At 64.6% G+C, this 25,557-nt stretch carries 20 protein-coding genes and 1 pseudogene; 6 read left to right on the forward strand and 15 right to left on the reverse strand.

Annotation, left to right across the window (positions count from 1 at the left end; genetic code table 11):
• The first annotated feature begins 49 nt into the window (after nt 1-49).
• Both DT069_RS06365 and DT069_RS06370 read left to right on the forward strand, forming a co-directional pair.
• On the forward strand, nt 50-1,066 hold the full coding sequence (locus DT069_RS06365) for an alpha/beta fold hydrolase (RefSeq protein ID WP_119459457.1): 1,017 nt from the start codon (nt 50-52) through the stop codon (nt 1,064-1,066).
• A gap of 494 nt (nt 1,067-1,560) precedes the next feature.
• Entirely contained in the window at nt 1,561-1,869 is a 309-nt protein-coding gene (locus DT069_RS06370) for a hypothetical protein (RefSeq protein WP_119459458.1), read from the forward strand.
• Between the two features lie 317 nt (nt 1,870-2,186).
• Here DT069_RS06370 and DT069_RS06375 read toward each other — a convergent pair whose 3' ends face one another.
• From DT069_RS06375 to DT069_RS06390, 4 genes are all read right to left on the reverse strand, one after another.
• Nucleotides 2,187-2,729, reverse strand: a complete 543-nt coding sequence (locus tag DT069_RS06375) for a phosphonate degradation HD-domain oxygenase (protein WP_119459459.1) — start codon at nt 2,727-2,729, stop codon at nt 2,187-2,189.
• Between the two features lie 74 nt (nt 2,730-2,803).
• Nucleotides 2,804-4,264: a phosphonoacetaldehyde dehydrogenase gene (gene phnY, locus DT069_RS06380; protein ID WP_119459460.1), complete on the reverse strand. Its 1,461-nt coding sequence runs from the start codon at nt 4,262-4,264 to the stop codon at nt 2,804-2,806.
• Nucleotides 4,254-5,486 carry a phosphonoacetate hydrolase gene (phnA, locus tag DT069_RS06385; protein WP_119459461.1) on the reverse strand — a complete coding sequence of 411 codons (1,233 nt, stop codon included), beginning with the start codon at nt 5,484-5,486 and terminating at the stop codon, nt 4,254-4,256. The genes phnY and phnA overlap by 11 nt, the downstream gene beginning before the upstream one ends.
• Nucleotides 5,487-5,499: 13 nt before the next feature.
• Entirely contained in the window at nt 5,500-6,633 is a 1,134-nt protein-coding gene (locus DT069_RS06390; protein WP_119459462.1) for a 2-aminoethylphosphonate--pyruvate transaminase, read from the reverse strand.
• Nucleotides 6,634-6,754: 121 nt separating this feature from the next.
• Here DT069_RS06390 and DT069_RS06395 point away from each other — a divergent pair, with 121 nt between their 5' ends.
• Nucleotides 6,755-7,645: a LysR substrate-binding domain-containing protein gene (locus DT069_RS06395; RefSeq protein WP_119459463.1), complete on the forward strand. Its 891-nt coding sequence runs from the start codon at nt 6,755-6,757 to the stop codon at nt 7,643-7,645.
• A 29-nt stretch (nt 7,646-7,674) separates the two neighbouring features.
• On the opposite strand, the gene DT069_RS06400 is transcribed toward DT069_RS06395, so the two are convergent.
• The 3 genes from DT069_RS06400 to DT069_RS06410 all read right to left on the reverse strand — a co-directional run bounded on the left by DT069_RS06400 (nt 7,675) and on the right by DT069_RS06410 (nt 9,667).
• Nucleotides 7,675-8,238, reverse strand: a complete 564-nt coding sequence (locus DT069_RS06400) for a hypothetical protein (protein ID WP_162913015.1) — start codon at nt 8,236-8,238, stop codon at nt 7,675-7,677.
• Nucleotides 8,239-8,342: 104 nt separating this feature from the next.
• Nucleotides 8,343-9,311 (reverse strand): DMT family transporter, encoded by a 969-nt coding sequence (locus DT069_RS06405; RefSeq protein ID WP_162913016.1) that lies wholly within the window; start codon nt 9,309-9,311, stop codon nt 8,343-8,345.
• A gap of 38 nt (nt 9,312-9,349) precedes the next feature.
• Nucleotides 9,350-9,667, reverse strand: coding sequence for a DUF1127 domain-containing protein (locus tag DT069_RS06410; protein ID WP_119459466.1), 318 nt, complete (start codon nt 9,665-9,667; stop codon nt 9,350-9,352).
• Between the two features lie 124 nt (nt 9,668-9,791).
• On the opposite strand from DT069_RS06410, the gene DT069_RS06415 reads away from it, so the two are divergent.
• Nucleotides 9,792-10,721, forward strand: coding sequence for a transcriptional regulator GcvA (locus DT069_RS06415; RefSeq protein ID WP_119459467.1), 930 nt, complete (start codon nt 9,792-9,794; stop codon nt 10,719-10,721).
• A gap of 19 nt (nt 10,722-10,740) precedes the next feature.
• On the opposite strand, the gene DT069_RS06420 is transcribed toward DT069_RS06415, so the two are convergent.
• From DT069_RS06420 to DT069_RS06430, 3 genes are all read right to left on the reverse strand, one after another.
• Nucleotides 10,741-12,483, reverse strand: coding sequence for a putative 2-aminoethylphosphonate ABC transporter permease subunit (locus tag DT069_RS06420; RefSeq protein ID WP_119459468.1), 1,743 nt, complete (start codon nt 12,481-12,483; stop codon nt 10,741-10,743).
• Between the two features lie 3 nt (nt 12,484-12,486).
• Nucleotides 12,487-13,620, reverse strand: a complete 1,134-nt coding sequence (locus tag DT069_RS06425; protein ID WP_425450052.1) for a putative 2-aminoethylphosphonate ABC transporter ATP-binding protein — start codon at nt 13,618-13,620, stop codon at nt 12,487-12,489.
• Nucleotides 13,621-13,723: 103 nt separating this feature from the next.
• On the reverse strand, nt 13,724-14,779 hold the full coding sequence (locus DT069_RS06430) for a putative 2-aminoethylphosphonate ABC transporter substrate-binding protein (RefSeq protein ID WP_425450053.1): 1,056 nt from the start codon (nt 14,777-14,779) through the stop codon (nt 13,724-13,726).
• Nucleotides 14,780-15,229: 450 nt separating this feature from the next.
• On the opposite strand from DT069_RS06430, the gene DT069_RS06435 reads away from it, so the two are divergent.
• Both DT069_RS06435 and DT069_RS06440 read left to right on the forward strand, forming a co-directional pair.
• The gene (locus tag DT069_RS06435; RefSeq protein WP_119459469.1) at nt 15,230-16,882 is read left to right on the forward strand and encodes a LuxR C-terminal-related transcriptional regulator; all 1,653 of its coding nucleotides are present in this window, start codon (nt 15,230-15,232) and stop codon (nt 16,880-16,882) included.
• 122 nt (nt 16,883-17,004) lie between these two features.
• Nucleotides 17,005-17,814, forward strand: coding sequence for a class I SAM-dependent methyltransferase (locus DT069_RS06440; RefSeq protein WP_119459470.1), 810 nt, complete (start codon nt 17,005-17,007; stop codon nt 17,812-17,814).
• A gap of 36 nt (nt 17,815-17,850) precedes the next feature.
• Here the strand turns inward: DT069_RS06440 and DT069_RS06445 are convergent.
• The 5 genes and pseudogenes from DT069_RS06445 to DT069_RS06465 form a co-directional block, all read right to left on the reverse strand.
• Nucleotides 17,851-18,343: pseudogene (locus tag DT069_RS06445) on the reverse strand (IS630 family transposase); the annotation flags it as partial.
• Between the two features lie 167 nt (nt 18,344-18,510).
• Complete coding sequence (locus tag DT069_RS06450) at nt 18,511-20,013, reverse strand: leucyl aminopeptidase (protein ID WP_119459471.1); 1,503 nt, start codon at nt 20,011-20,013, stop codon at nt 18,511-18,513.
• 66 nt (nt 20,014-20,079) lie between these two features.
• Entirely contained in the window at nt 20,080-20,880 is an 801-nt protein-coding gene (locus tag DT069_RS06455) for a potassium channel family protein (RefSeq protein ID WP_119459472.1), read from the reverse strand.
• A 107-nt stretch (nt 20,881-20,987) separates the two neighbouring features.
• Complete coding sequence (locus tag DT069_RS06460) at nt 20,988-22,214, reverse strand: MFS transporter (RefSeq protein WP_119459473.1); 1,227 nt, start codon at nt 22,212-22,214, stop codon at nt 20,988-20,990.
• Nucleotides 22,215-22,335: 121 nt separating this feature from the next.
• Nucleotides 22,336-25,434 carry a phosphoenolpyruvate carboxylase gene (locus tag DT069_RS06465; protein ID WP_119459474.1) on the reverse strand — a complete coding sequence of 1,033 codons (3,099 nt, stop codon included), beginning with the start codon at nt 25,432-25,434 and terminating at the stop codon, nt 22,336-22,338.
• Nucleotides 25,435-25,557: the final 123 nt, after the last annotated feature.

Raw genomic sequence — 25,557 nt, forward strand, 5'->3', positions numbered from 1 at the left:
GCCGTTCGGATGTTAAGGGAAGGATTATGTCGGTGTTGCAGGAGCGATCATGGACGATCATCAGATCTTCGATCTCGGGACCGTCGTCCTCCAGTCCGGCGCCACGCTGCGCGATGCGAGGCTGGCCTACAAGACCTTCGGGACACTGAACCGCGACGACAGCAATGTCATCCTGTTCCCCACCGCGTTCGGCGGCCGGCATACGGACAATGAATGGCTGATCGGCGAGGGCATGGCGCTCGACCCGACGCGTTACTTCATCGTGATTCCCAATCTACTCGGAAACGGCCTCTCCTCCTCGCCCAGCAACACACCGCCGCCCTATGACAAGGCGCGCTTTCCCGACGTCACGATCTACGACAATGTCCGCTGCCAGATGCGCCTGATGACGGAAGTGTTCGACGTCGAGAGCATCAAGCTGGTGATCGGCCGGTCGATGGGCGCGCTGCAGGCCTTTCAATGGGCGAGCCTCTATCCGGAAATGGTCGAGCGCATCCTGCCCTTCGGCGGGGCGGCCCGGTGTTCGCGGCACAATTTCGTCTTCCTAGAGGGCGCCAAAGCCGCCCTGAGGGCCGATGCCGCCTGGAACGACGGCTGGTACGAAAGGCCTCCAACCAAGGGCCTGCGAGCGATGGCTCGGGTCTGGGCCGGCTGGGGCTTGTCGCAGGCCTTCTACCGCGCACATCTCGACATCCACGCGCTCGGCCACTCCTCACTCGAGGATTTCCTGATCGCCTTCTGGGAAGGCGACTTCCTGACCAAGGACGCGAACGACCTGCTCGCGATGCTCTGGACTTGGCAGCATGCCGACATCAGTGCCAACGATGTTTATAACGGCGACTTCGAGCGGACGCTCGGCGCGATCAAGGCCGATGCCATCGTGATGCCGAGTCAGACAGACCTCTATTTTCCGCCGGAGGACAGCGCCTACGAAGTCAGCCACATGCCGAAGGCGGAGCTCCGGCCGATCCCGTCGATCTGGGGCCATTTCGCCGGTGGACCGGGCGCGCATCAGGAGGACATCACCCTGATCGACGATGCGCTGAAGGAGCTACTGGCGCGGTAATTTTGGAAGTGCCCCACCCTCCCGCTGCGCGGGCTCCTTCCTCCCCCAGCAAAGTTGGGGGAGGAAGGGGCTAGGGATTCGCCCAAAGTGTGGAGTCGTAAGAGCTCATGAGCCTCAACAGGGCCACAATCCACAAAATTTTGGCCGCGCTAGGGCCCTCCCGTGCCGAAAAAATCTTCGTCATCCGTTCCCGCCCCGCTCGCGGGCGCGCCGCCCCTTCCGGCCGAGGTGCCGTCACCGGTCGATGGCATCCAGGCCAACAGCTGCTGGAACATCGCGGTGGTGACCGCTGATGCGGTAGCCGTCCTGGATTCGCTCGAAGCCATTCTTCGCGCGTCCTCAATAGGCGCTGGCCAGAAATCTACTCTTAGCTTGATTCGTACGTGTGAGTAGCTAGTTAGCCAGGATATCCTGATCCGGGCCCCTCTGGTGCAAATCCTGCCGGCGCTTGCGCGATGTCGGATCATCTTCGCCTTGCCGGCCGAGGGCTCAGTATGTTTCGCGATTTCATCATTTTCCTCGTTAACCTGTTTGTGGTCGAGCCTTTCCAGGAGGAACTCAACGGACGACTGGCACAGGTTGGAGCGCCGCAGGCGGTAGTCTCCGAAGTTGCCAGTTGCGCTTCGACCGCTCTGCCGATCCTGGTCGAGCGGGTGAGCTCAGATCCTTGGTGGGGCACCTCTACAATCTTTCGCATCTGGATTGGCAACACGACGTCAGCTGTCGTTCTCGGTCAGACCGTCCCCACCTGCGAAACTGCGATCGAGACGGCTCGCCCCTATCTGGGCGACGCTGCGGCGTGAGCACGACGACGAGGGGGTAAGGCGGGTCGACGGATGGCCGAGTTGTCCGACGCGGGCGACCCAGACGGTGTGGCTGCCGGGCGGTGCCATCCTTGCGGCCATCGGGGCGGCACAGAACACCGCCGCTCTGATGAGCACGGCTGATGGCGTGCATTGAGGGGTTAAGCGGCTAACACTCCGTGAGCCTCGTCCGTCATATGTTATATTCGCCCGGGCTTTGGAGCCGGCGTCTCGTTGAGAAACATCTTCGTCACGCCGGCCAGCTTTTCCACACTTTTGGCGAACCCCTTGGGGTCAGGGTGGGGGCTTCAGTGCGTTCAGCCTTTGAGCGCCGACTCGATATAGGGGCGAAAGTGGTCCAGGCCCGGGGTCGACAGGCCGACAACCTTCGCCTCGTCGTCCCAGCGCCGCAGGCGCAGCGCGGCCTGAGCGAAAGGCCCCTTGGCAAAGGCCGCGGTCGTCTCGGCGGTCAGCGGCCCGCCCTGGACGGTCAGGCTGAGCTTCGAGGCGTCCGACAGCCGCTCCCAATAGCCGGGCTCGGCACGGCAGAGATAGCGCTTGGCCTCGACATGAAGGCGCACGGGCTCGGTGACAGCCGGGCCGAAATGCCGCGACAGCCAGGCCGAGGCGATCGACTCATGCTGCGCGTCGAGGCCTCGACTGGCGATGTCCTCGGGCAGATCGTGCAGCAGATGTCCGATATCGTGCAGCAGGGCCGCGCTGACGAGTTCCGCCGAAGCGTTCTCCGTCTCGGCCAGGAGAGCCGATTGCAGCGCGTGTTCCGTCTGCGACACGCCCTCGCCATAGGTTGCGTCGCCCTTGCGGCGATAGAGGTCCAGGATCTCGTCGATGACCGTCATCGTTCCCCCCATTCGCCATAGAATTTACAAGGACGCAGGAAAAGTCATATGAAACTTCTGCGTCTCCACCTTGGTCAGGCCGGCCAAGGCAGCGAGTAGGTCTTCACGGTGGTGAAGCTCTTCATCGCCTCGATCACGCCTTCCTTGTAGCCGAGCCCGGAGTCCTTGATCCCGCCGAAGGGCGACATCTCGATCCGGTAGCCCGGCACCTCCCAGACATTCACCGTGCCAACCTGCAGCTCGTTGACGAACCGCGTGATGTAGTCGAGCCGGTTGGTGCAGACGCCGGACGACAGGCCGAAGACCGTCGAGTTCGAGACGCGGATCGCGTCGTCGATGTCGCGAACGCGGATGATCGGAATCGCCGGGCCGAAGGTCTCCTCGCGCACGAGCTCGCAGTCGTAGGGAACCTTGTCGATGACGGTCGGCGGAAAGAGCGCGCCGCGACGGTCGTTGCCGTGGAGCAGTTCGGCGCCCTTCCCGACGGCATCGAGCACCCGGTTCTGGAACAGCGTGGCCGACCGTTCGTTGATCACCGTGCCGACATCGGTCTCCGGATCCATCGGATCGCCGCATTTGAGTTTCTTGGCCTTATCGACGACCAGGGAGACGAAGTCGTCGGCGAGCCCGTCGATCACCAGGATCCGCTTCACCGCCGTGCAGCGCTGGCCGGAATTCTTGGTGGCACCGGCCACGGCAAGCTCCGCCGCCTTGTCGAGATCGGCGTCCTCCATCACGATCAGCGGATCGTTGCCGCCAAGTTCGAGAACGAGCCGCTTATAGCCGGCCTTGTCGGCGATGTACTTGCCGACCCGCACGCTGCCGGTGAAGGTGACGAGGTCGATCTTCGGATTGACGATCATCTCGTCGCCGATATCGGACGGGCTGCCGGTGACCACCGACAGCATCTCCGGCGGCAAGCCCGCCTCATACAGGACGTCGGCGAGGAGAAGCGCGGTCAGGGGCGTGAGCTCGGTCGGCTTCAGCACGACGCAATTATTGGTCGCGATCGCGGGCGCGAGCTTGTGCGCCACCATGTTGAGCGGATGGTTGAAGGGCGTGATGGCGCTGATCGCGTTCAGCGGCTGGCGCAGCGTGAAGATCTTGCGCTGCTTGCCGTGCGGCGTGAGATCACAGGAGAAGGTCTCGCCGTCGTCATGGAGGCAAAGCTGCCCGGCCAGCGAGAAGACGTCGAAGGCGCGCCCCACCTCATAGAGCGAGTCCTTCTTACAGAGGCCGCTCTCCGCGGTGATGAGATCCGAGATCTCGTCCTTGCGCGCGACCAGCCGCTCCGCTGTCGTCATCAGGATCTTCTGCCGCTCATAGCGGCTCAGCTTCGGCTTGTAGGTGTGGGCGATGTCGAATGCCTCGCGCACCAGCGCGGGCGTCGCACGCGGCACCGTGCCGACGACCGAGTCGTCATAGGGGTTCAGCACCTCGAGGGACTGGTCGGTGTCGACCTTGCGGCCGGCGATGCGCAGGCTCTCGCAGCGGAGGGTCGGAGCGGAGCGGACGGCGGTCGGTTCAGCGAGCATGGTTCAGGGCCACATCAAAAATGTCGAAGTTGCGGAGCTTGGCACCGGCCGGCAGGTCGGTCGGGCGGTTGAGGACGAGCGGGACGGTCTGCTCCGAGACGCCGCCATGGGAGCGGAGCGGCTCGGTCAGTCCGGAAAGGTCGTGCCGGTCGGCGCTGGTCCCGAGCACCTTGTGCGCGGTCGAAACGACGATCACGTCGCCCGTCCGGTCCTCCGGCAGCTCGAAGCGCGCGCAGCCTTCGCTGCGCGACAGCGCCAGGTCGATGCCGGGGACCGTGCGCAGCCGGTCGAGCAGTTCCGGTACGCTGCTGCCCGACGGCAGGTAGATCGTGGCGAAAGAGCCAAGCGCGCCGTGATGTACGACATAGGGGTCGGTAATCGGCAGGATCACGCGCACCGCGTCCTTGCCGAGCCAGCCATCCAGCAGGTCCTGCAGATAGATGACGTCCGGCGCCCCGCGCGAATCATGCTTGGCGTTCATGCCGTGATCAGCGGTGACCGCAATGACCGCGCCGAGCGCGTCGAGCTGCGCCAGATAGCCGTCCATCATGGCATAAAAATCGTTGGCGACCGGTGTGCCCGGCGCGTGCTTGTGCTGAATATAGTCGGTGGTCGACAGATACATGAGGTCCGGCCGGTCGCGCTCCATCAGCTTGACGCCGGCGGCGAACACGAACTCGCTCAAGCCGGCGCTGTAGACGTCGGGCAGCGGCAGGCCAACGAGATCGAGGACGTTCTCGATTCCGTTCTCGGACAAGCTCGCCTTGTCCGCCAGCTCCGAGGAAAAGCAGATGGCCCGGTCCGGTCCGATCTCGAGCTCGTGTCCAAGGAGCCGGCGCAGCTTGTCCTTCGCCGTCACTACGGCGATCTTGGCGCCCTGCTCCTGGAAGGCCTTGAAGATGGTGCGGGCCCGAAGGAATTTCGGGTCGTTCATCATCACTTCGGTCCCGCTCTCCGGGTCGTAGAAGAAGTTGCCGCAGATGCCGTGCACCTTCGGCGGGGCGCCGGTGACGATCGACAGGTTGTTGGGGTTGGTGAAGCTCGGCACGACGCACTGGGCGAGGCGGTTCGTGCCGTCCTTCAGCATGCGGGCGAGGAAAGGAGCGCGGCCGGTCGCGACGGCACTCTCGATATAGCCGGGCTCAGAGCCGTCGATGCAGACGACGACGACGGGCTGCGCCGACCGTTGATAGCTCCGGCCGTTGACTGTGACGCTTGTCATGTTCGGTGACTCCTTATGCCGCCTTCGCCGGTGCGCCGCTCTTCACACCCATCTCGGCGAGCGTCGCGCGGACGGCCTCGAGCGCGCCGCGGATCTCCGTCGCGCCCAACCGGCCGATGCAGCCGATCCGGAAACTGTCGGCCACCGTCAATTTCCCCGGGTAGATCACATAACCTCGGCCGCGCAGCGAGTCGTAGAACGTCTCGAAGTGAAACTGCGGATCGACCGGCATGTGGAAGGTAACGATGATCGGCGCCTGCAGCCGATCGGGCAGCAACGTCTCGAACCCCATCGCCCGCATGCCGTCGATCAAGATCCGGCAGTTCTCGCGATAGCGCGCGCCGCGCCCGGCGACGCCGCCCTCCGCCTCATGCTCCGTCAGTGCCTGGTCGAAGGCGACGATCACATGGATCGGCGGGGTGAAGCGCCATTGGCCGTTCTTCTCCATCGACTGCCACTGGTCGTGGAGGTCGAGGCTCAGCGACGGCGCATTCCCCTTCGCCGCCTCCAGCGCAGCCTGCCGGATGATGACGAAACCCATGCCCGGCACACCCTCGAGGCATTTGTTCGAAGAGGCGGCGAGCGCGTCGAACGGCACTTGGCGCACATCCAGCGGCAGCGCACCGAAGGCGCTCATCGCGTCCACCAACAGGTGCCGGCCGGCCGCAGCGACAGCCGCGGCGATCTCCGGCAGCGGGTTGAGCACGCCGGAGGTCGTCTCGCACTGCACCGCCGCGACATGGGTAATCGCCGAATCGCGCGCCAGTGCGGCGGCGACGGCGGTCGGATCGATCGGCGTGTCCTCCGGCGTCTCGATCACCGTATAGGCATGCCCGGCATAATCGCAGATCTTCGCGATGCGCTTGCCGTAGGCGCCGTTGATCAGCACCAGCAGCTTGCCGTCGGCCGGCAGCAGTGTGCTGATCATCGCCTCGACGGCGAAGGTCCCGCTGCCCTGAATCGGGACGCAGACATGTGTCCCCTCGCCGCCGGCGAGATCCACGAGCCGCCGACGCATCCGGGCGTTGATCGCGATGAAATCATGATCGCGTGAGCCCCAGTCATGCAGCATCGCCTGCTTCACCGTGGCCGATGTGGTCAGCGGTCCAGGCGTCAGCAGCCAAGGGTCGCGGGAATGCTCCGTCATGAACAGTCTCTCCTTCGGGGGGCGCCGGCTTCAGTTCAGGCCCGCTATCGCCGCGCTTGATGACTATGTGGCGGTAATCTGATATATGTCCAATCACTCTTTGCTATAGTTTACATAGATCATGTCTATAAATCATGCCCAGCTTCGCGCCTTTCATGCCGTCGCCAGCGAAGGCAGCTTCACCCGAGCCGCCGAAATGCTCCACGTCACCCAGCCGACCCTGTCCGGGCAGGTGAAGGCGCTGGAGGAGAATTATGGCGTTCGGCTGTTTGACCGGCGCGGGCGCCGCGTCGAGCCGACGGAACTCGGCCGGACCTTGCTCGACGTGACACGCCGGCTGTTCAGCCTGGAGGCAGAGGCGGATCAGCTGCTCGGCGCGGCGCGGGGCTTGCGCCGCGGCCATCTCCGGATCGGCGCCGACGCCCCCTACTCCATCATTCCGGTCGTAGGGGTCTTCAACCGGCGCTATCCCGGATTGAACCTGTCGCTCGCCATCGGCAATTCCGATCATGTGCTGCAGGACCTGTTCGATCATCGAACCGACGTAGCGATTCTAGCCAACCTCGACGTCGATCCGCGCTTATTCGCGATTCCATTCCAGCATGACCGTCTGATCGTGTTCGTCGACTGCAAGCATCCTTGGGCGCGCCGACGGACGGTCCGCCTGGCCGAACTGGCCGGGCAGCGGTTCATCCTGCGGGAGCTCGGCTCGACGACGCGGCGCATCTTCGAGACGGCCCTGGCGCGGGCCGGGATCGAGCTTGGCGAGGTGATGGAGATCGGCAGCCGCGAGGCGGTTCGCGAAGCCGTCGCGGCAGGACTCGGCATCGGCGTGGTGGCGCAGGCGGAGTTCGGCCAGGACGACCGCATCCGCGCCCTTCAGGTCACCGATGCCGATCTCGAGTCGGTGGAGTATGTCGTCTGCCTCGCCGAGCGGCAGGACCTCCGTATCGTCCGCGCATTTCTCGACATCGTCCGGGAGCAGGCGGCCGCCCGGAATTCAGCCGGCTAAGCAAGCCGGCGCAGCCGCTTACGACACGGTCACGAACCGCCGCCACTACTGCCACCACCTGCACTTCCGCCAGCGCCACCGCCGCCCGTCATACCGGTCGAGCCTCCGGTCTGGCTGCTCCCTGTACTTCCACCGGCGCCGCTGCCGCCTTGCCCCTGGTTCCCCAACGCCTCATCGCCGGCGTCGCTCGTGTCCCCGCCAGCCATGCCGCCGGGGATCACCCCCTCGGCATCCACGGTCCCGGCCTCCTCGTCAAGAGGCTCGTCGCTTTGGCTTGATGTCCCTTGGCCCGATGTCCCTTGGCCTGTCGGCCCTTCGCTTATCGTGCCGGGGGCTACGGTGCCTTCACTCGTGATGCCCTGAGCCGGGGTCATGCCCGTGTCGAGTTCGATGGTGCCGTCCTGACCTGCGGCATCTTGATCCTCGGTGACGCCGTAATCCTCACCGGTGCCGCTCCCGGCGACCCCGGCTTCCTCCTCGAGCGTCTGACCGCTGTCGACGCCATCCTCCTCCTCGATCATGTCTTCCTGAGCGAAAGCCGGGAACGACAGCGCGAGAGCGATAGCCGCCGACATGAACACACTCTTCCTCATCTCAGACTCCATTACCCGGGGGTTCGATCGGCAGGAGGAGCGAACCACCCTCTTCCCACCGAAAACTCTCCCTTTAGGAACGGTGTCGTCGAGGAATGGTTGCGCTATCGCTCTACCGCCAATTCGGCACAACGCCGCCGCCGCCCAGCTCGTCGTTCGCGATAGATGACATAGAGCCCGCTGCCCACGATGAATCCGGCACCGGCGACGGTCGCCATGTCGGGCAGGTTTCCGAAGAAAAGATATCCCCAAAGAACCGCCCATGGCAGGGCGACATATTCGAAGGGCGCCGCGACGTTCGCCTGGGTCAGGCGGTACCCCTGCGCCAAGAAGAAGAAGCCAAAGGCCGAGACGAGGCCGCAAGCCGCCATCAGGGCGAGATCCCGCGGGCTTGGCCATAGCCACGGATTGAGCAGGAATTGCAGGCTGTCATGGGTGTCCGTTGCCGCGTCGATCCCGGAGAGCGCCAAACCCAGGAGGCCGCTGGCGGCGAGATAGAAGAGTGTCGCCGACAGAGCCATTGCCCCGGCGCCATCGGTTGCGCCGAGCCGGCGGGCGAGCAACGCCGACATCGCATAGGCCACCGCCGCAGCCACCGCCAGGAGCGCCGCCGGATCGGCGAGCCCGTCGCCCGGCCGGACGATGACGAGAACGCCGAAGAAACCGACGGCGATCGCCGCCCAACGTCGAGAACCGACGCGTTCACCCAGGAACGGGACCGACAAGGCGGCCACGAACAACGGCACGGTGTAGTAAAGGGCGACGGTCTCCGCAATCGGGAGCGCAGCCAAGGCCAGATAATAGCTGGTATAGGCAACGAACATCGTGGCACCGCGCAGGGCGTGAAGCCCGAGGTGCTGGGTCTTCAGCGTCCCCCGCCCCTCGGCAAAGGCGACGAGGAAAAGCAGCGGCAAGGCGATCAGGCTCCGGACGAAGACGATCTGATGCACGGGGTAGCCGCTGCTCAGCCCCTTGATGATCGCGTCCTGAATGGAAAAGACCGAGACGCCGACGATCACGCTGACGATGCCGAGAATCGGTCTGTTCAAGGGAGTGAAAACGATGCTCGGCATCGGGTTTGTCATCGCGGGATATTCAGAAGCTGCTGGATTCACTGCTCGGCAGGCATCTTCGAGTGCGTGGCGATAACGCACCCCCGCATCGCGACGTCGCTCGCAAGGAGCATATCGACAGTGGCGACAATGTCCCCGCGCTCGATGCCGATGTCCCGGAGGAGCCGGTCATCCAGCGATCGCAACGTCCGGATTGCCGCGCGACGGCGGCGGTAAGTGGAGAAGGCGCTCGCGATCCGATCAAGCACGCGCGAGGGTTTCAGCGGCGCCCGCTTGATCGCACCAGCATCGGGCCGGCAGCATTCGGTCGGGGGCCAGTTCGCGGGGGGGCGGTGGAACGGAATGACGACGGCCATAAGATCACCTTCAAATTCAGCTATCGAACGACATCGTCCCTTTTCCCCTTTATCGCGCCTCTCTACGGCTCTGACAAACGACTAGTTCTTGACAGATCAACAAGTTGAACTTGAAAATCATGCCATGGTTCGGCACCTTCCGGGCTTGAATGCCCTGCGCACCTTCGAGTCTGCGGCGCGGCACCTTGGCTTCACTAAGGCAGCGAGCGAGCTTGGCGTGACGCCCGCCGCCGTCAGCAATCAGGTTCGCGTTCTCGAGGAACAACTCGGGGTCAGGCTGTTTTATCGCACCAGCCGCGCCGTCCGCCTGACCAGGGCCGGCGAGGCGCTGCTGGCGGGGGTCACAGGCGCGCTCGATCTTATCGGCCAGACGATCGAGCGGATCTCGGCACCCGACGGCCAACGCATCCTCACCGTGACGGCGACGCCGTCCTTTGCCGCCAAGTGGCTCGTGCCGCGACTCGACCGGTTCCGGCAGCAGCAGCCAGACGCCGACGTCCGGATCGACGTCTCGGAACGGCTGGTCGACTTCTCACGCGAGGATGCGGATATCGGGATCCGCTTCGGCAATGGCATCTATCCCGGCCTGCGAGTCGATTGCCTGTTCGACGAGCTCGTATTCCCCGTCTGCAGTCCGAAGCTGCTAAAACGGGCTCATCCGCTCCGTCACCCGAGTGATCTGCGGCATCATACGCTGATCCATGTCGGATGGCAGGCGCAGCGCGACAGCTGGCCTGACTGGCGGCTGTGGCTGCTGGCCGCCGGCGTCGACGGGATCGACCCGACGCGAGGGATTCACTTCAGCCAGACCGCCCTGGCCATCCAGGCCGCCATCGACGGCCAGGGCATCGCGCTCGGCAATACGAGCCTGGTAGGCGACGACCTCGCGGCACGGCGCCTCGTGCGGCCGTTCGAGCTCTCGCTCAAAGGACCGTCGTCCTTCGCCTATTATCTCGTCTCGCCCAAAGCCACGGCCGATCAACCTCTGGTCAAGGCCTTTCGGGAATGGGTGCTCCGGGAGATAAGCGAGGCCGGCAAGAGGCGCCGGCATTGACGCAGCGCCACCGGCTTTTCTAGCGACGGCGCCAGGCCTGGGTCCGGCGGGCAAGCCCGCGGGTGGCGAGGGCGTGGACGAGACGGACCGCGGCCGAGGTGTAGACGATCATCATTGCCATCGCCGCGGCGGGCGCAATGTCGCCGGCATCGTCCATGTTGAGCACCGCCACCGAGGCCAGGGTCGTGTCGGCAGAATAGAGGAACACGACCGCCGACACAGTGGTCATCGCATTGACGAAAAGATAGATGCTGATGTCGAGGATCGCCGGCATGCAGACCGGCACGGTAACGCGCCAGAAGGTCTTATAGAACGGCGCCTTCAGCGAGGCCGACACCGCCTCGAACTCCGGGTCCATTTGCTTCAGCGCTGTGACCGCCGTCAGGTGGCTGACCGTGTAGAAATGGACGATCGTCGAGATCACCAGGATCGCCATGGTGCCGTAGAGAAAGTTGAACGGGTTGGTCGGCTTGTTGAAGAAGAAGATGTAGGCGAGCCCGAGCACCAGGCCCGGAACCGCGAGCGGCAGGATCGCGAGAAGCTGGAAGAGAACGCGGCCGGCTGCGAAGCCCCGCCCCTTCTCGACGAAATAGGCCCCGCAAAAGATCACAGCGGTTCCGATCAGCGCCGCCCAGGACGCCATCTCGATCGAATTCCAGTAGGATTCCCAGCCGCCACCATCCATCAGGTCGAACCGATAATTGCGGAACGACAGGGACAGGTCATAAGGCCAGTAGGTGATCAGCGAGGCAAACATGGCGACGCCGAGAATGCCGACAATCAGGAACCCCACCACCGCGCAAAATGCCAGCATCGTCGCATCGAAGCGCCGGCTCGGCTTCGGCTCGAGCGGCACCGCGCGGGCGGAAAGCTGCGCCACCTGCCGGCGCTGGATGATGCGGTCGACGATGAAAGCGATCACCGCCGGTATCAGCAGCACCACGCTGACCACGGCGCCCATCTCGAAATTCTGCTGGCCAATCACCTGCTTATAGATGTCGGTCGCCAGGACGTCATACTGTCCGCCGATCACCTTCGGCACGCCGAAGTCCGTGATGACCAGGGTGAACACGACGAAGGCGGCGCTGATCAACCCGTATTTCGCCGCCGGCAGCGTCACGGTGAAGAAGATGCGCATCCGGCTCGCCCGCAGCGCCGTCGCCGCCTCATAGAGGCGCGCGTCGGAGATCGACAGCGCCGTCACGAGGATCATCAGCGCGTGCGGAAAGGTAAAGAACACCGAGGCCATCACGATGCCGATCGGCCCGTAGATCGAGTGCCCGAACAGCAACTCCTTCAGCATGCCCTGGTTGCCGAACAGATAGACCAGCGAGATTCCGGGCAGCAGCGAGGGCGCCAGGATCGGGATCAGCGCAATGCCCCTGAACAGGGACCGGCCGGGCATGCAGCTTCGCGTCAGGGCATAGGCATAGAAGAAGGCCAGCGAGATCGTGACCACCGTGCTGATGACGGCGACGAACAGGCTGTTGTAGATCGAAGCGAAGAGCGCCGGCGTGCCAAAATACTGCGCGTAATTGGTGAGGCCGATGAACTCGCCCGCCTTGTCCTGCACGCTCTTCGACAGCATCGTGTAGAGGGGCAGGACCAGGGCGACGACGAGAAACGCCGCGATGAGCACCATCGCGCTGCGCATGATCCAATCGTCGCGACCGAGCTTCGGCTTGACGCCGCGCCCACCCCTTCGAGCGACGCCCTGCGCCGCTCCACGCGCGATGGTCGCGTCGATCGTGGCTTGCGTCATGGACTACTGCCGTTCGAAGACACGGATGCAGTCGGGCGGGAAGGCGATGGAGAGACTCATGCCGTCGGCCAGCCCGAGGTCGCGCACCGCGTTGATCGAGAAATCGGCCGTCAAGGTCTCGCCCGCCGCGTCGGCTGGCGTCCCCGCCGCAATCAGGGTCCCACGGTAGAACGAGCCGAGAAACTCCATCTCGAGGATTTGCGCCGCGAAGCTGTTACTTTTCGACCCGTCGATGTTGCGGATCGACACGTCCTCCGGCCGGACGGCGATCGTCACCGGGGTGCCCGCGGCGAATCCGTTGACCCCGCCGGCGCAGTCGAGCTCGACGCCGCCGAAGGCGACCCGGCCGGGGCGGGTCACGACGCCCGGGAGAAAGTTCATCGTGCCGATGAAATCGGCGACGAAGGCGCTGGCCGGATCGCGATAGATCTCCGTCGCGGTGCCGACCTGCTCGATCACACCGTGATTCATCACGACGATGCGGTCGGCCATGGTCAGCGCCTCTTCCTGGTCGTGGGTCACCATGATCGTGGTGATGCCGAGCCTCCGCTGCAGATGCTTGATCTCGTGCCGCAGATGCACGCGCACCCGGGCGTCGAGCGCCGAAAGCGGCTCGTCGAGCAGCAGGAGTCCGGGCGAGGTGGCGAGCGCGCGGGCCAGCGCTACTCGCTGCTGCTGCCCGCCCGAGAGCTGGGACGGATATTTCTCGCCGGAGTCCGGGAGGCCGACGAGCTGCAGAAGCTCCATCACTCGTGCGGCGATCGCCGCGCGCGGCATCCGTCGGCTTTCGAGCCCGTAGGCGATGTTCTTCGAAACCGTCAGGTTCGGAAACAGCGCGTAGGACTGGAACACGATACCGAAATCGCGCTCGGAGGGCGGCAGACGCGAGATGTCGCGCCCCGCCTGAAAAATGCTGCCGTTGGTCTGGATATCGAGGCCGGCAATGGCCCGGAGCAAGGTAGTCTTGCCGCAGCCGGAGGGGCCAAGAAAGCAGACGAACTCGCCCTCGCGGATCTCCAGCGAAATGCTCTTGAGCGCCGCGAAGACGCCGAACATCTTCGACAGGTTCTCGATGCGCAGATAGCCCGCCCCGGATAGATCGTCCGTCTGGGGCGGATTCATCGTGGTCATTGTCATTCGCCGCATATCTCCGCGTCAGAGGTTCGCGCGGGGCGCTACCCCCACCCTCCGCTCGAAACAAGGAGCAGGCGGGTGGGAGCTACGGCTCACTCTCTGTCGATCACTCCTTCGGTTCCGACTTCACGCCGTACCGCTTCTGCCATTCCGAGAGAATCCGATCGCGGTTTTGCGCCGCCCAGGTGAAGTCGTTATCGATCAGCATCGCCTCGAGCTTGTCCGGAGGCGGCAGGTTCTCCACCGGCTTCGCAATGCCCGGCATCGCGACGAGGGCGAAGTTCTGATTATAAAGCTCGTTCGCCTCTCGGCTGGCCGCCCAGTCGAGGAGCGTCTGGGCCGCTTCCAGCTTGTCGGTGCCCTTGATCAGCGCTCCAGCCTCCAACTCCCAGCCGAGACCTTCCGATGGGAAGATCACCTCGAGGGGCGCCCCCTTCGACTTCTCCGCTGCGATGCGATAGTCGAAAGAAAAGCCGATCGGGAACTCGCCCGATCCCGCCATCTTCGCCGGCTTAGATCCGGAATGGGTATAGACGCCGATGTTCTCGTGGAGAGCGTCCATGAACGCCCACCCCTTCTCCTCGCCGAAGAGCTGCAGCCAACTCGACACCATCAGGAAACCGGTGCCCGATGAGTTCGGGTTCGGCATCACGATGGATCCTTTGTAGACCGGCTTCGTCAGGTCGCCCCATGACGTCGGCTTAGGCAGCTTTTTCGCTTCCGCCTCGTAGATATTGAAGGCGATGCCTGCCGCGTAGGCATCCTGCCCCACCCAGCTGGGTGGATTGGCGCTGTCCCTGAACTTGGGCGACAGCTTCTCCACGCCCTTTGGCGCGTAGGGCTCAAGCATGCCTTGGTCGTTGAGCAGCATCAGGCTGGTCGCCGCCAAGCCCCAGACGACATCGGCCTGCGGGTTCTCCTTCTCCGCCAGCAGCTTGGCGGTGACGATGCCGGTCGAATCCCGCACCCAGTTGATCGTGATGTCGGGGTGGGCCTTATTGAACGCCTGCTGATATTCCTTGAGCTGGTCGGCCTCGAAGGCGGTATAGACGGTCAGTTCCGTGTCGGCGTTGGCGATGCCGACCGAAAGGCCGGTGGCCGCCAGGATGCCGAGAAAACTGCCCGCTAAACGCTTGGCGGTTTTCATCCGAATGGTCCGCATGATCCTGATGCCTCCTTGCGACGTAAGTGGAACCTGCCCTTTTCGTTCATCTCGCTCCGGCTTTGGCCAGAGCGGCATTTTTATTAAATTTTTATGACAAGAATGAGCTTGTCACCGGCAATGCGCCCCGTCAATCGCGCCCGACGACGTTCATCCGCGCACCGCTCCCTATAAGGGCCGGATACGCGTCCATACGTCAAATCACTATAAGCTATAGATCAGATAGGCTCTGCCGATAGCTGCGCCGGCAATCGCCGGTCTGGCGATGAAAAACTGACGCTTGGTTCCTTGCGTCAACGGCTGCTTCGGGTGGAGCTTTGCCCTTCGTTCCGCCTATCGGAACGAGCAGGTAGCGCCAGGAAGCGGCCGTTGGTTCCACTTGCTGCCCTGTCGTGCAAAGTCTTCCTACTCTCGCCGTTCGATGGCCAGCGGACTGTGATAAAAGGAGTTATGGCACGGCCCCCCGCGATCGTTCAGGGGCGAGAGGCGTTCGCCCGGCAGAAATGGAGGGAAGCGTACGCGCAACTCTCCGCAGCCGATAGCGAGCCGCCCCTCGAACCCGCAGACCTCGAACGGTTAGCGACGGCTGCGTATCTCGTCGGCGAGGAAGCCCACGCAACCACCATCTGGACGCGCGCGCACCACCAACTCATCGAACAGGGAAACGTGGAGCGCGCGGCCCGATGGGGGTTCTGGCTCAGTTTGAGCCTACTGCTTGGAGGCGAGATGGCCCGCAGCACCGGCTGGCTCGCCCGTTCGCAGCGGTTGCTCAAGCACCGCGAAGATGCGTGCGTTGAGCAGGGATACGGGCTCATCGTGACCGGCCTGCTGGCGATGGGTAAGGGAAACACCGAGAGCGCCGGTGCCAATTTCGAGCAGGCGCTCGCGCTCGCCGAGCAGTTCGGAGACCCAGATCTGCTGGCGTTGGGCCTACTCAGCCGAGGCCAGAGCCTGATCCAGTCACGCAAGAGCGCCGAAGGCGTCGCCCGGCTCGATGAGGCGATGGTGGCGGTTACGGCAGGGGAAGTGTCGCCGGTGCTGGCCGGGATCATCTATTGCGCCGTCATCCTGACCTGCCAACGCATCTTTGATCTCCGCCGTGCGCGTGAATGGACCACGCAGCTCGACGCTTGGTGTGCTTCCCAGCCCGATTTGGTGCCCTATCGCGGCCAGTGTCTGGTGCATCGCTCCGAAATTCTGCAGTTGCAGGGCGACTGGCCCGATGCTCTCGCCGAGGTGATGAAAGCCCGCGACCATCTTGCCGATAGGTCGGAAGCCGTCGTTGGGCGCGCCTGCTACCAGCAGGGCGAGCTCCACCGTCTGCGCGGGGAGTTTGCGCAGGCCAACGAGATGTACCGCGAGGCGGGCCGGAACGGGTGTGAACCGCAGCCCGGCGTGTCGCTGCTTCGGTTGGCCGAGGGCAAACTCGATGCCGCCGCGGCTGCGATCCGCGGCGTCGCCGATCCTGCCGGCAGCCTGCAGGGACCGGGCGCTGGAGCGTCGCGCCCCAAGCTACTTGGCCCGTACGTCGAGATCTTAATTGCCACCGGCGATCTCGACACCGCACGTGCGGTCGCCGACGAGCTGACGCGGATCGCTACGGCATTCGACGCCCCGTTCCTTCTGGCGACGTCCGCCCAGGCCACCGGCGCTGTCCTGTTCGCGGAGGGCAAGATGAAAGCGGCGCTCGCCCTCCTGCGCGAGGCGTGGGCGATTTGGCAACAACTTGGGACGCCTTACGAATCCGCGCGCGTGCGGGTCCTCATCGGGCGGGTCTGCCAACGGCTCGACGACCACGAAACGGCACGCATGCACTTCGACGCCGCACATTCCGTCTTCGGGCAGCTGGGCGCTGCACCCGACTTGGTCGAACTGGAACGGCTGATGGCCACCCGGGGCGCTGGTCCGTTCAGCGCCCTGACGGACCGCGAACGGGAGGTCCTTTCGCTCGTAGCCGCTGGTGAGACCAACCGGCAAATTGCCACCGCAGTCGGCATCAGCGAGCACACCGTTGCCCGTCACCTGAGTAATATCTTCGACAAGCTTGGTGTCACGTCCCGAACCGCGGCCAGCACATTTGCCCATAAGCACAAGCTCGTCTGAGCAGCGTCATGTGGTCAAATCTGACTATATGACCACCGGCAGGATGTGGCGAATTCGGGCGATGCACAGCTTCCCCCTTCCTTTCTACGATACCCGGCGTCCCAAGGAAAAGGAGGAACACGATGACTCAGCAAGTCTACGGCAAGTCCTATGGAGGAACCCCTGCCGAGAACTACCAGCGCTTTTTTGTCCCTTCCATCGGTGCGCCGGTGGCCGATGATCTCATCGGCATTGCGGGTCTTCAACCGGGCCAGCGCGTGCTCGATGTCGCGTGCGGCACCGGGGTCGTGACGCGGCTCGCGGCGGAGCGCGTCGGCGCTGCGGGCGCGGTTGCCGGCCTGGACGTGAACCCAGGCATGCTGGCGGTGGCCCGTTCGCAGACCCCATCCGATATCTCGATCGACTGGTACGAGGCGAGTGCCGAGTTGATGCCGCTTCCGGACGAGGCGTTCGACGTCGTGCTCTGCCAAATGGGGCTCCAGTTTGTCCCCAACAAGCTGGCCGCGCTGCGCGAGATGCGGCGGGTTCTGGATACAGGCGGGCGGGCCTTTGTCACCGTGCCCGGGCCCAAGCCGCCTATGTTCGCGATCATGACGGATGCGCTGGCCCGTCACCTAAGCCCAGAAGTTGCGTCGTTCGGTGATCTCGTGTTCTCGATGCACGATGTCGATGAACTCACCGAACTCATGCGCAGTGCCGGCTTCCAGGAAGTCGACGTTCAGTCGAAACCCAAGACCCTTCGTCTCCCGGCACCAGCGGACTTCCTGTGGCAATACATCCACAGCACGCCGCTCACCGAAGCGGCGGCTCAGGCCGGCGAGGCTAAGCGCGACGCACTGGAGCGCGACGTCTGCATGCAGTGGCAGGAGTTTGTGGTGGACGGCTCCACGTTGCTTCAAGTGGGCATGACGACGGCGACCGCACTGAAGTAGGCCCGTGGAGTTCAACACGGTTCGGCGACCGTCGACGAAGGTCTCCGCCGCGTTCAGCCACGAGCACGAGGTCGGGGTGAAGTCGAAGATGAAGCGCGGGTGGCGCGAGCCAGGCGATAACTTTTGCGTGCTTATGAGCGGCATAGTTGTCGAGGACAACATGGACCAGCTTGCCGGCCGGCACCTCCGCCTCGATGGCATTGAGGAAACGGATAAACTCCTGATGGCGGTCGCACTGCATGTTGCGGCCGATGACCGTGCCGTCGAGGATGTTCAGGGCGGCGAACAGGGTGGTGGTGCCGTGGCGCTTGTAGTCGTGGGTCATGGTGCCGGCGCGGTCCTTCTTCAGCGGCAGGCCCGGCTGGGTGCGGTCCAGCGCCTGGATCTGCGACTTCTCGTCGACCGACAGCACCACCGCATGGGCCGGCGGATCGACATAGAGCCCCACGATGTCGCGCAGCTTGGGAACGAACTCCGGATCATTGGAGAGCTTGAAATGGCGCATCCGATGCAGCGCGAGGCCACGGGCGCGCTAGACATGTTTCTGCGGAGCATTGCGGTTGCGGATGATCGCTTCCAGCCGGTGGCGAACGGCCGTGGTGAGTGTAATGGATATCCCGGGACGCATGCCCCAGACTCGCATGCCCTCACGTCGGTGGGACTCCCCCACCGGATTTAAATGTCAGACGCGATCCACTAGGACCGGTCCTCGTGACCCGCGAGGAATGCGTCCAGCAGGCGCACGCCGAAGCCGGTGGCGCCCACCGGCCCGGTCGGGCGGGCCTTCCTATTGAAGTCCCGTCCGGCGATATCGAGATGCGCCCATGGCACGTCGCCGATGAAGCGCTGGAGAAGCTGCGCCGCATGCACGGCATCGGCCGAGTCTTCGTCCGGCGCACATTGCCGGATATCGGCGATATCGGACTTCAGATGATCGTCGTAATCCGGATCGAGCGGCAGCCGCCAGAGCCGCTCGCCAACCTGCCGCCCTGCCGCCGCCAACCGCTCGGCGAGATCGTCATCGTTGGCGAAGACGCCGGCATAAACATGGCCCAGCGCCCGAACGACAGAGCCGGTCAGCGTCGCCATATCGACGATCGCCTTGGGCTTGAACCGCGTCGCCGTGTAATGCAGCGCGTCAATAAGGATCATGCGCCCTTCAGCGTCGGTATCGACCACCTCGATCGTCCGGCCGGACAGGGTCGTGACCACGTCGCCGGGCCGGTAAGCCTGACCGGAGACCATGTTCTCGACCAGCGGTATCACGCCGACGACGTCGACCGCCGCCTCGCGCTCCGCGAGCGTCCGCATCAGCCCGACGACGGCGGCCCCGCCCGCCATGTCGCCCTTCATCTCCTCCATGCGGTTCGCCGGCTTGATCGAAATCCCGCCCGTATCGAAGGTGACACCCTTGCCGACGAAGGCGAACGGCGCTGCGTTGCGGCGAGCGCTGCCGCGCCACCGAAGAACCAGGAGTCGCGGCCGGTGGGCGCTGCCGCCGCCGACCGCGAGCAGCGCGTTCATGCCGAGCTTGCGCAACTGGTTCTCTGTGACGACCTCGACGCCGACACCCAACTCGGTGAGCGCCCGCGCCTGGTCGACGAAGCTCTCCGGATGAACGGCATTACCCGGCCCGTTTACCAGATCGCGCGCGAACGCCACGCCTGACGCCGCGGCATCGAGCGGCCGGAACAGCCGCCGCGCCTCGCGAACAGCGTCGGTGACGAGAGTAAGCCGGCGCATCGGCGCCGGGTCCTCCGGGCGCCGCTTCGTGCGGTAGCGATCAAAGCGATAGGCCCGCAGGCGGGCGCCGAGCCCGAGATGCGCCGCGATCTCCGCCACACCGACCGGCGCCTGCTCCGGGGCATCGATCAGGATTGTCGCCTCGGGTTCATGCTCTTCGGCCAAATAGGCAACGAGGCGGCCGCCGATTTCCTCAGAGGCGAGGCGGTCGAGCTCGGCCGGCTTGCCGAGACCGATCAGAATGAGGCGGTGGCCGTCGACCCCGTCCGGCGCGCGGAGGTCGAGCAGTTGATCGCGGGCACCGTCGAAGCGACCGTCGCGCAGAGCGCGGGTGAGCGCCCCGCCGGTGGCGGCGTCGAGCGTCGCGGCGGCCGGGGTCAGCCGCCGACCCGGCAGGACTCCGACCGCAACGACCGGCGCTGCGGCCGGCGCCTTGCTGGTGATGACGACCTTCATGAGATGTCCCCGTTCTTACGAATGCCGGATCGTTCTAACAGGTCGCGGCAGGTTTGAAACCTGCCCCTACGGCCGCAGGAGCACCTGTCTCAAATCGGCGCGCAAGGACCGGACCTCCTCTTCGAGCGCCTTGATGGATCTGGCGCTCGCCAGCTCGGCCTCCTCGCTCTCGGCGTCGCGATCGACGAAATAGGACGCCAGCGTGGCCGTGATATAGCCGAACACGGCGAAGCTGTAGAGCGAGAGGATTACGCAGAGGACCCGGCCCTCCGCCGTCCGCGGCCAATAATCGGACCCCAGCGTCGTCATGATCATTGCGGTCCACCACAGCGCATCGCCATAGCTCTCCAGTCCCGCCTCGCTCCGCTCCAAGGCATACATCCCTGCCGCGCCGACAACGGTGATGACGAGCGTCAACGCAACGACGTAGCCGAAGCCGCGACGCCCCAGGGTGGCGCGAATCGTCCGCATGCCGCGATTGAGCGATCCCACGATCTTGACGAGACGCAGGCCACGTGTCGCCCGCGCCAGGCGCAGCACCCGGGCGAGTCGAAAGACGCGGAGCGCCGGTAGGGCGAGCGAAATCGCGCCAAGCCAATTGTCGCGCAGATAGGCCAGCTTGCGCGGAGCGAGAACGAATCTGAGCGCGAAGTCGATGATGAAGAGGACCCAGATCAGAGTACTGACGGACTGAAGAAAGGGGCTGAGGCCCCAGATCAGCTCGATCACCAGGAGCACCAGCCAGAAGAATCCGAGCACGATCATCGGCATCTCGAGCCAGTCTTGGAGTTGCTCCAGGACTTCCAGGCGGTGATGTTCGAGAGTGGTTGGCGAGTCAGTCGCCGGTGAGTCGGTCGGGTGCTCCATTCTGTCCTCCGGGGATGGGCGTGTGAACCGATCATCTCCGGCGCCGCATCCAATGGCGCCGGCGGTTCTCCCCGGTCAACGTTCAGAGCGGCCAGTCGGCTCCACAGTCATTCGGCGCCGGCCAGGGCGACGGCGGTACGGTCCCGTGTCTCACGAATCGCGAAGACGAGCAGTCCGGCGATGATGGCGAGAATCACCGACGCGACCCAGACCCAGCTATAGCGGGCGAAGAGATCGAATAGATAGCCGCCAAGGAAAGCCCCGGCCGCCGCGCCGAGGGAATGCCCGGCTGACAGAAAACCCATCGCCAAGCCCATGATGCGCAGACCGAGATGGCTCGCCACGAGACTCGCCGTGACCGGCAGCGTCGAATAGTCGAAGAGCCCGAACGCAACGGCAAAGATGAACAAGAGCGACAGGTCGTTTGCGACGAACATCAGCAGAATGAAAGACAGGCCGCGCAGGATATAGATGGCGCCAAGCAGCAGCGGCCGGTTCACCCGATCGGCGAGATAGCCGGCGAGCATCATGCCGCCGAGATTCACCGCCGACAGCACGCCATAGGCGGTGGCGCTTGCGAGCGGTGGAAAGCCGCAGGCCGCGGCATAGGGCAGCAGGTGCGTCTCGATCACGCCGCTCGTGGTGAAGCCGCAGATCGTGAAGCTCCAGAACAGAAGGTGGAACACCGGGCTCCGCCACAGGAAGGACAGCCGCCTGCCCAGAGGTTCCGCCGCCTGCCGACTTGCCGCCGCTGCATCGCCGCTACGCTGCCGTCGGATCAGCACCAGCACCACCGGGATCAGCGCCAGGCTGGCCAGTCCGAGCGCCAGATAGCTCCAGCGCCAGCCGGTCGTCGCGAGCACGCTCGCCAGCAGCGGAATGACCAGGAGTTGGCCAGCAGTCGAGCCCGAGGTGGCGATGCCGACCGCTAGGCCGCGGTTGCGCTCGAACTGAAGGCTGACGACCGTCGAGACGACGTGGGTCGCGGCGACGCCGAAGCCCAGGCCTGCGACCACGCTGAAGGCCAGAATGAATTGCCAGGGCTCCGTCACGCCGGCGGTCAGGACCATGCCGATCCCGACCGCGACAAGTCCGGCGGAGAGCAGGATGCGCGGCCCGAACCGATCCACCAGATTGCCGGCAACCGGCGCGATCACCGCCATCAGCACCAGGGCGATGGCGCCGCCTGTCGAGACGAAGCTGCGCGACGAGCCGAGGTCGGCTTCGAGGAACGGCATCGTCAGGCCGAGGACGGAGCGGGCGGAGAAGGCTAGGCTGAGCGCGAGGAAACAAAGGCCGACAACGAGCCAGCCATAGAGCTGCGGGCGATTCATGCGATGACTCTATTGGGGCGAGCCTGCTTTCGGCAATCGGGACATTGTATGGATACAAGGCGATGGCCGTGGCACGATTACGGCATGTTGACGCTGTCTCCTTACCCCGCCACCGGCTCGATCACCCGATCGCACCAACCGTGTGGATGATGCCGGAGCTGGCACGGCGGACCAGCTCGTAGAGGCGGGCCATCGGCTGGAAAATGCGGGCGTGCTCCTGCTCGTAGGACTGGTTCTCGTCGCTGCGATAGGTGGCGGGCTCGCCGAAGTCGCCCGCATCCTCCGGACTGTCGACCTTCGGGAAGATCAGCGCCAGCAGCCGGACCGCCGACTCGATATCGAGATGCAGGATGCGGGCGGCAAGCTCCTCGGGCGTGACGCCGTGCTGGTCGCTAAAGTCGGGAATCTGCGTCGCCAGCAGGAAGATGCGCTGGATCAGCGCGATGCGCAGCGCATGCAACAGGTGCAGATTGTGGCGGGTATCTTTGCCGATTCCCGCCACGAGGGGTTCCGGCGGCGGCTCGGTGTCGTAGCAGGCGGCGATCTCGGCCCGCAGGTCCAGGCAGTCCTTCTGCAGGATCCGGAAGATCTTCACCAGCTTCTCGTGATTGCCGACCTCCTCCAGATGCTCCGAGACGCGGCGCAACGCCTCGGTCCGACCGACGCCGGATTGGTGCGCCGCCTGCTGCAGCCACAGCCCGGGATCGAGGATGTCGATATAGGCCTTCAGCACATCGAGATCGCTGAACTCCAACGCCCACTCGACCATCGCGAACAGGCGCCGGAAGCGGGGCGACTCGCGATAGAGCCGCTGGAAGCGCTCCGGGTCCTTCTTCACCGCCTGCCCAACACCGCCGATGGTGTTCGCCAGCATGCCGAGCTGCTGCAGGATGCTGTTGTGCGGGATTGCCCGAAGCTGCGACGGATGGGCGAGATCGATCCGCGCGCCGCCGTCATGCTCGCGCCGCATGGCGCGCGATCCCGCCGGGTACAGCATGTTCGTGCCGAAGGCGTCGAGCAGCGCCGCATAGTTCGGATCGCCCATCACGCGCTCGTTGAACTGGCGGATGGTGATGAAGAACTCGGTAAGATAGTCGACGTCGTCGTAGAACGGATCGTCGTCGGATTCGGCGGGCGGCAGCGCGGAGTCGAGAATGCGGCAGACAGTCGTGAAGGCGATCGAGGGCGTGATGAAATGGACATAACCGTCGCCGCCCTGGAAGCTCGCTTCCTCCTTGCAGGCGACGCCCTGCTCCTCGAACTGCCGGCGGCTGACGGCTGAGGCGACGTAGCTCAGCCGGTCGGCGAAGCTGGAGGGGTGGGCGCCGCGGCCGATCGACTCGCCGTGGGTGTCGAAGATCACAAGCTGCACCTCGCCGAATCCATGTTCGACGAGCAACGAGCCGAGCTTCATTCGCAGCCGTTCGACGGCGGCCGCGGCCGCGATCTGGCCGAGATAGCGGCCGGCATCGGAAAAGCCAGTCTGAATGCAGAGCCGGCCGCGCCGGCGCAAATAGGCTCCATAATGCGGGTTCTTCAGGCATTCCTCGATTACGCCCGCCCCGCGCTCGAACCCCTTCAGGGTTTCGAACAGGGGCGAGATGTCGACCTTGTCCTCGACCCCGAACAGCTTCGCATAATAGAGCGCGGTCAGCAGGGTGAAGGAGGTCTCGCATTCGGCGATCAGGAAGCGCACCGGCGTCGTCGCGTCGACATATTTCAGCATTTGCGCGACGAGCATGAAGAGACGCTTGGCCGACGTTTTCTCGGCGAGGATCGAGCCGAAATTCACCTGCACGGGCTCGACCCGCTCGATCAGCTGCGAAACCGCATTGACGTAGGAGCGGCGGTGGCTCGGATCGTCGGGCGCAACCGCCATGTCGAGGGTCTTGCGGATCGCATTGTGAAGCTGCGCGGCATTGAGGCGGACATGAGTGTGCGCCATGCCGAGGCCGTGATTGGCGATTTCCACGCGTAGGATGCAGAGGGCGCGCTTCGTCGCCGGGAGCTCGCTCAGCTCAACCGCGCGGTTGATCAAATCGAGAAGCTGCTGCGATTCGATCAGCCGCAGCGCTCGTCCGTCATGCATGCGCTTGGCGATCTGCCGCACCCGCTCTGGCCAAGTGTCCTGTTCATTGTCGCGCTGGGCGCCTTGGAATACGTGGATCTCGTCCTCGACTTCCTTGATCGCCAGCGCCAGACGCGACTCGAGCAGCTCCAGCGTGTGCCGAAGATCGGTGAGCGCGTCGCCGAGCGCGAAACGCAGCCGGATATCCCGCACGCTGTCACGGTAATGCGTCAGTTGCAGGGCCTGCAGCCGCATCCGCTTGAACAGGCTGTCGCTCCACTTGATGTCGGAACGCCCGTCGAGGTCATAGCCGACCCAGCTCGCCACCGTCAGCAGCTTCGGCGACAGCGTCGGCCAATCCTCCGGATAGAGCTCCTCGGCCACCTCGAAGACGCTCTCATAGATGCGGCGCAAAGCCGCATGGATGTTGGCGATGGCTTCGACCGACAGGTCGTGCTCCGTCCGCAGGTCAAGGGCTCGTTCCGGCCGATGCTCCGACTGGATCACCTGCTCGAACAGCGCCCGGCGCCGGTCCGCCGTCAGCGGCGCGCCGCCGGCGCCGCACCCCGTCGCAAGCTCCGCCTGGATGCGCATCAGTCCGGCGCCAAGACTGAAGGTCGGGTGGGCGGTGATGACGATTCCGAACAGTTCGCGCTCGACCGCCGCCTTGAACGTCGTGAACGGCGCCAGCGTCTCGTCTTCCGCGTCCTCGCCCGTGAAGGCGAAGCGCCGAATCAACGTCTTGATCCGCGCCGCGTTGGCGGTCGGATCACCTTCCCCGAGATAGGCGCCGAGCCGGTCGGCGCGCGCGAAGAACGCGATTGCGGTAAGGCGCTGGATGATCTGCTCGACGGCGGCGTAAGACAGCTCGCCGGTCTCGATCCGCCGCCCGACATCGAGTGCCAAAAGCTGTATCGGATTGCTGAGCGGGTTGCGTTCGGTCTGCTGCTTGAACTCGATCAGCGCATCCGCGAGCTGACGATGCAGCGCCGCATGCTCGGCACCCGCGCGATCGGGGAAACAGGCGATGGGCGCCGGCAGCAACGGCTGATTCGACGCTGCGAGCAAGGCGCCATAGCTCGCGTCCTCATCGGTCGCAGCCTTCTGCGCCACAATCTCGTCGGTCTGATGCTTAACGGCCCGCCGCGGCATGTTGCTTCCCCTGCTTCTGATCCCGTTTTCCGAGCGGTTCTAGCCAAACCGGCCGCCGGAGTCATCGATTCATATGTCTGTTCCTATCGCGACACCCCCACCCCTCCCTCCCCCGCATTTCGC

Origin of the sequence: Virgifigura deserti (assembly GCA_003576685.1) — a bacterium.
In the GTDB taxonomy this organism is placed as follows: domain Bacteria; phylum Pseudomonadota; class Alphaproteobacteria; order Dongiales; family Dongiaceae; genus Virgifigura; species Virgifigura deserti.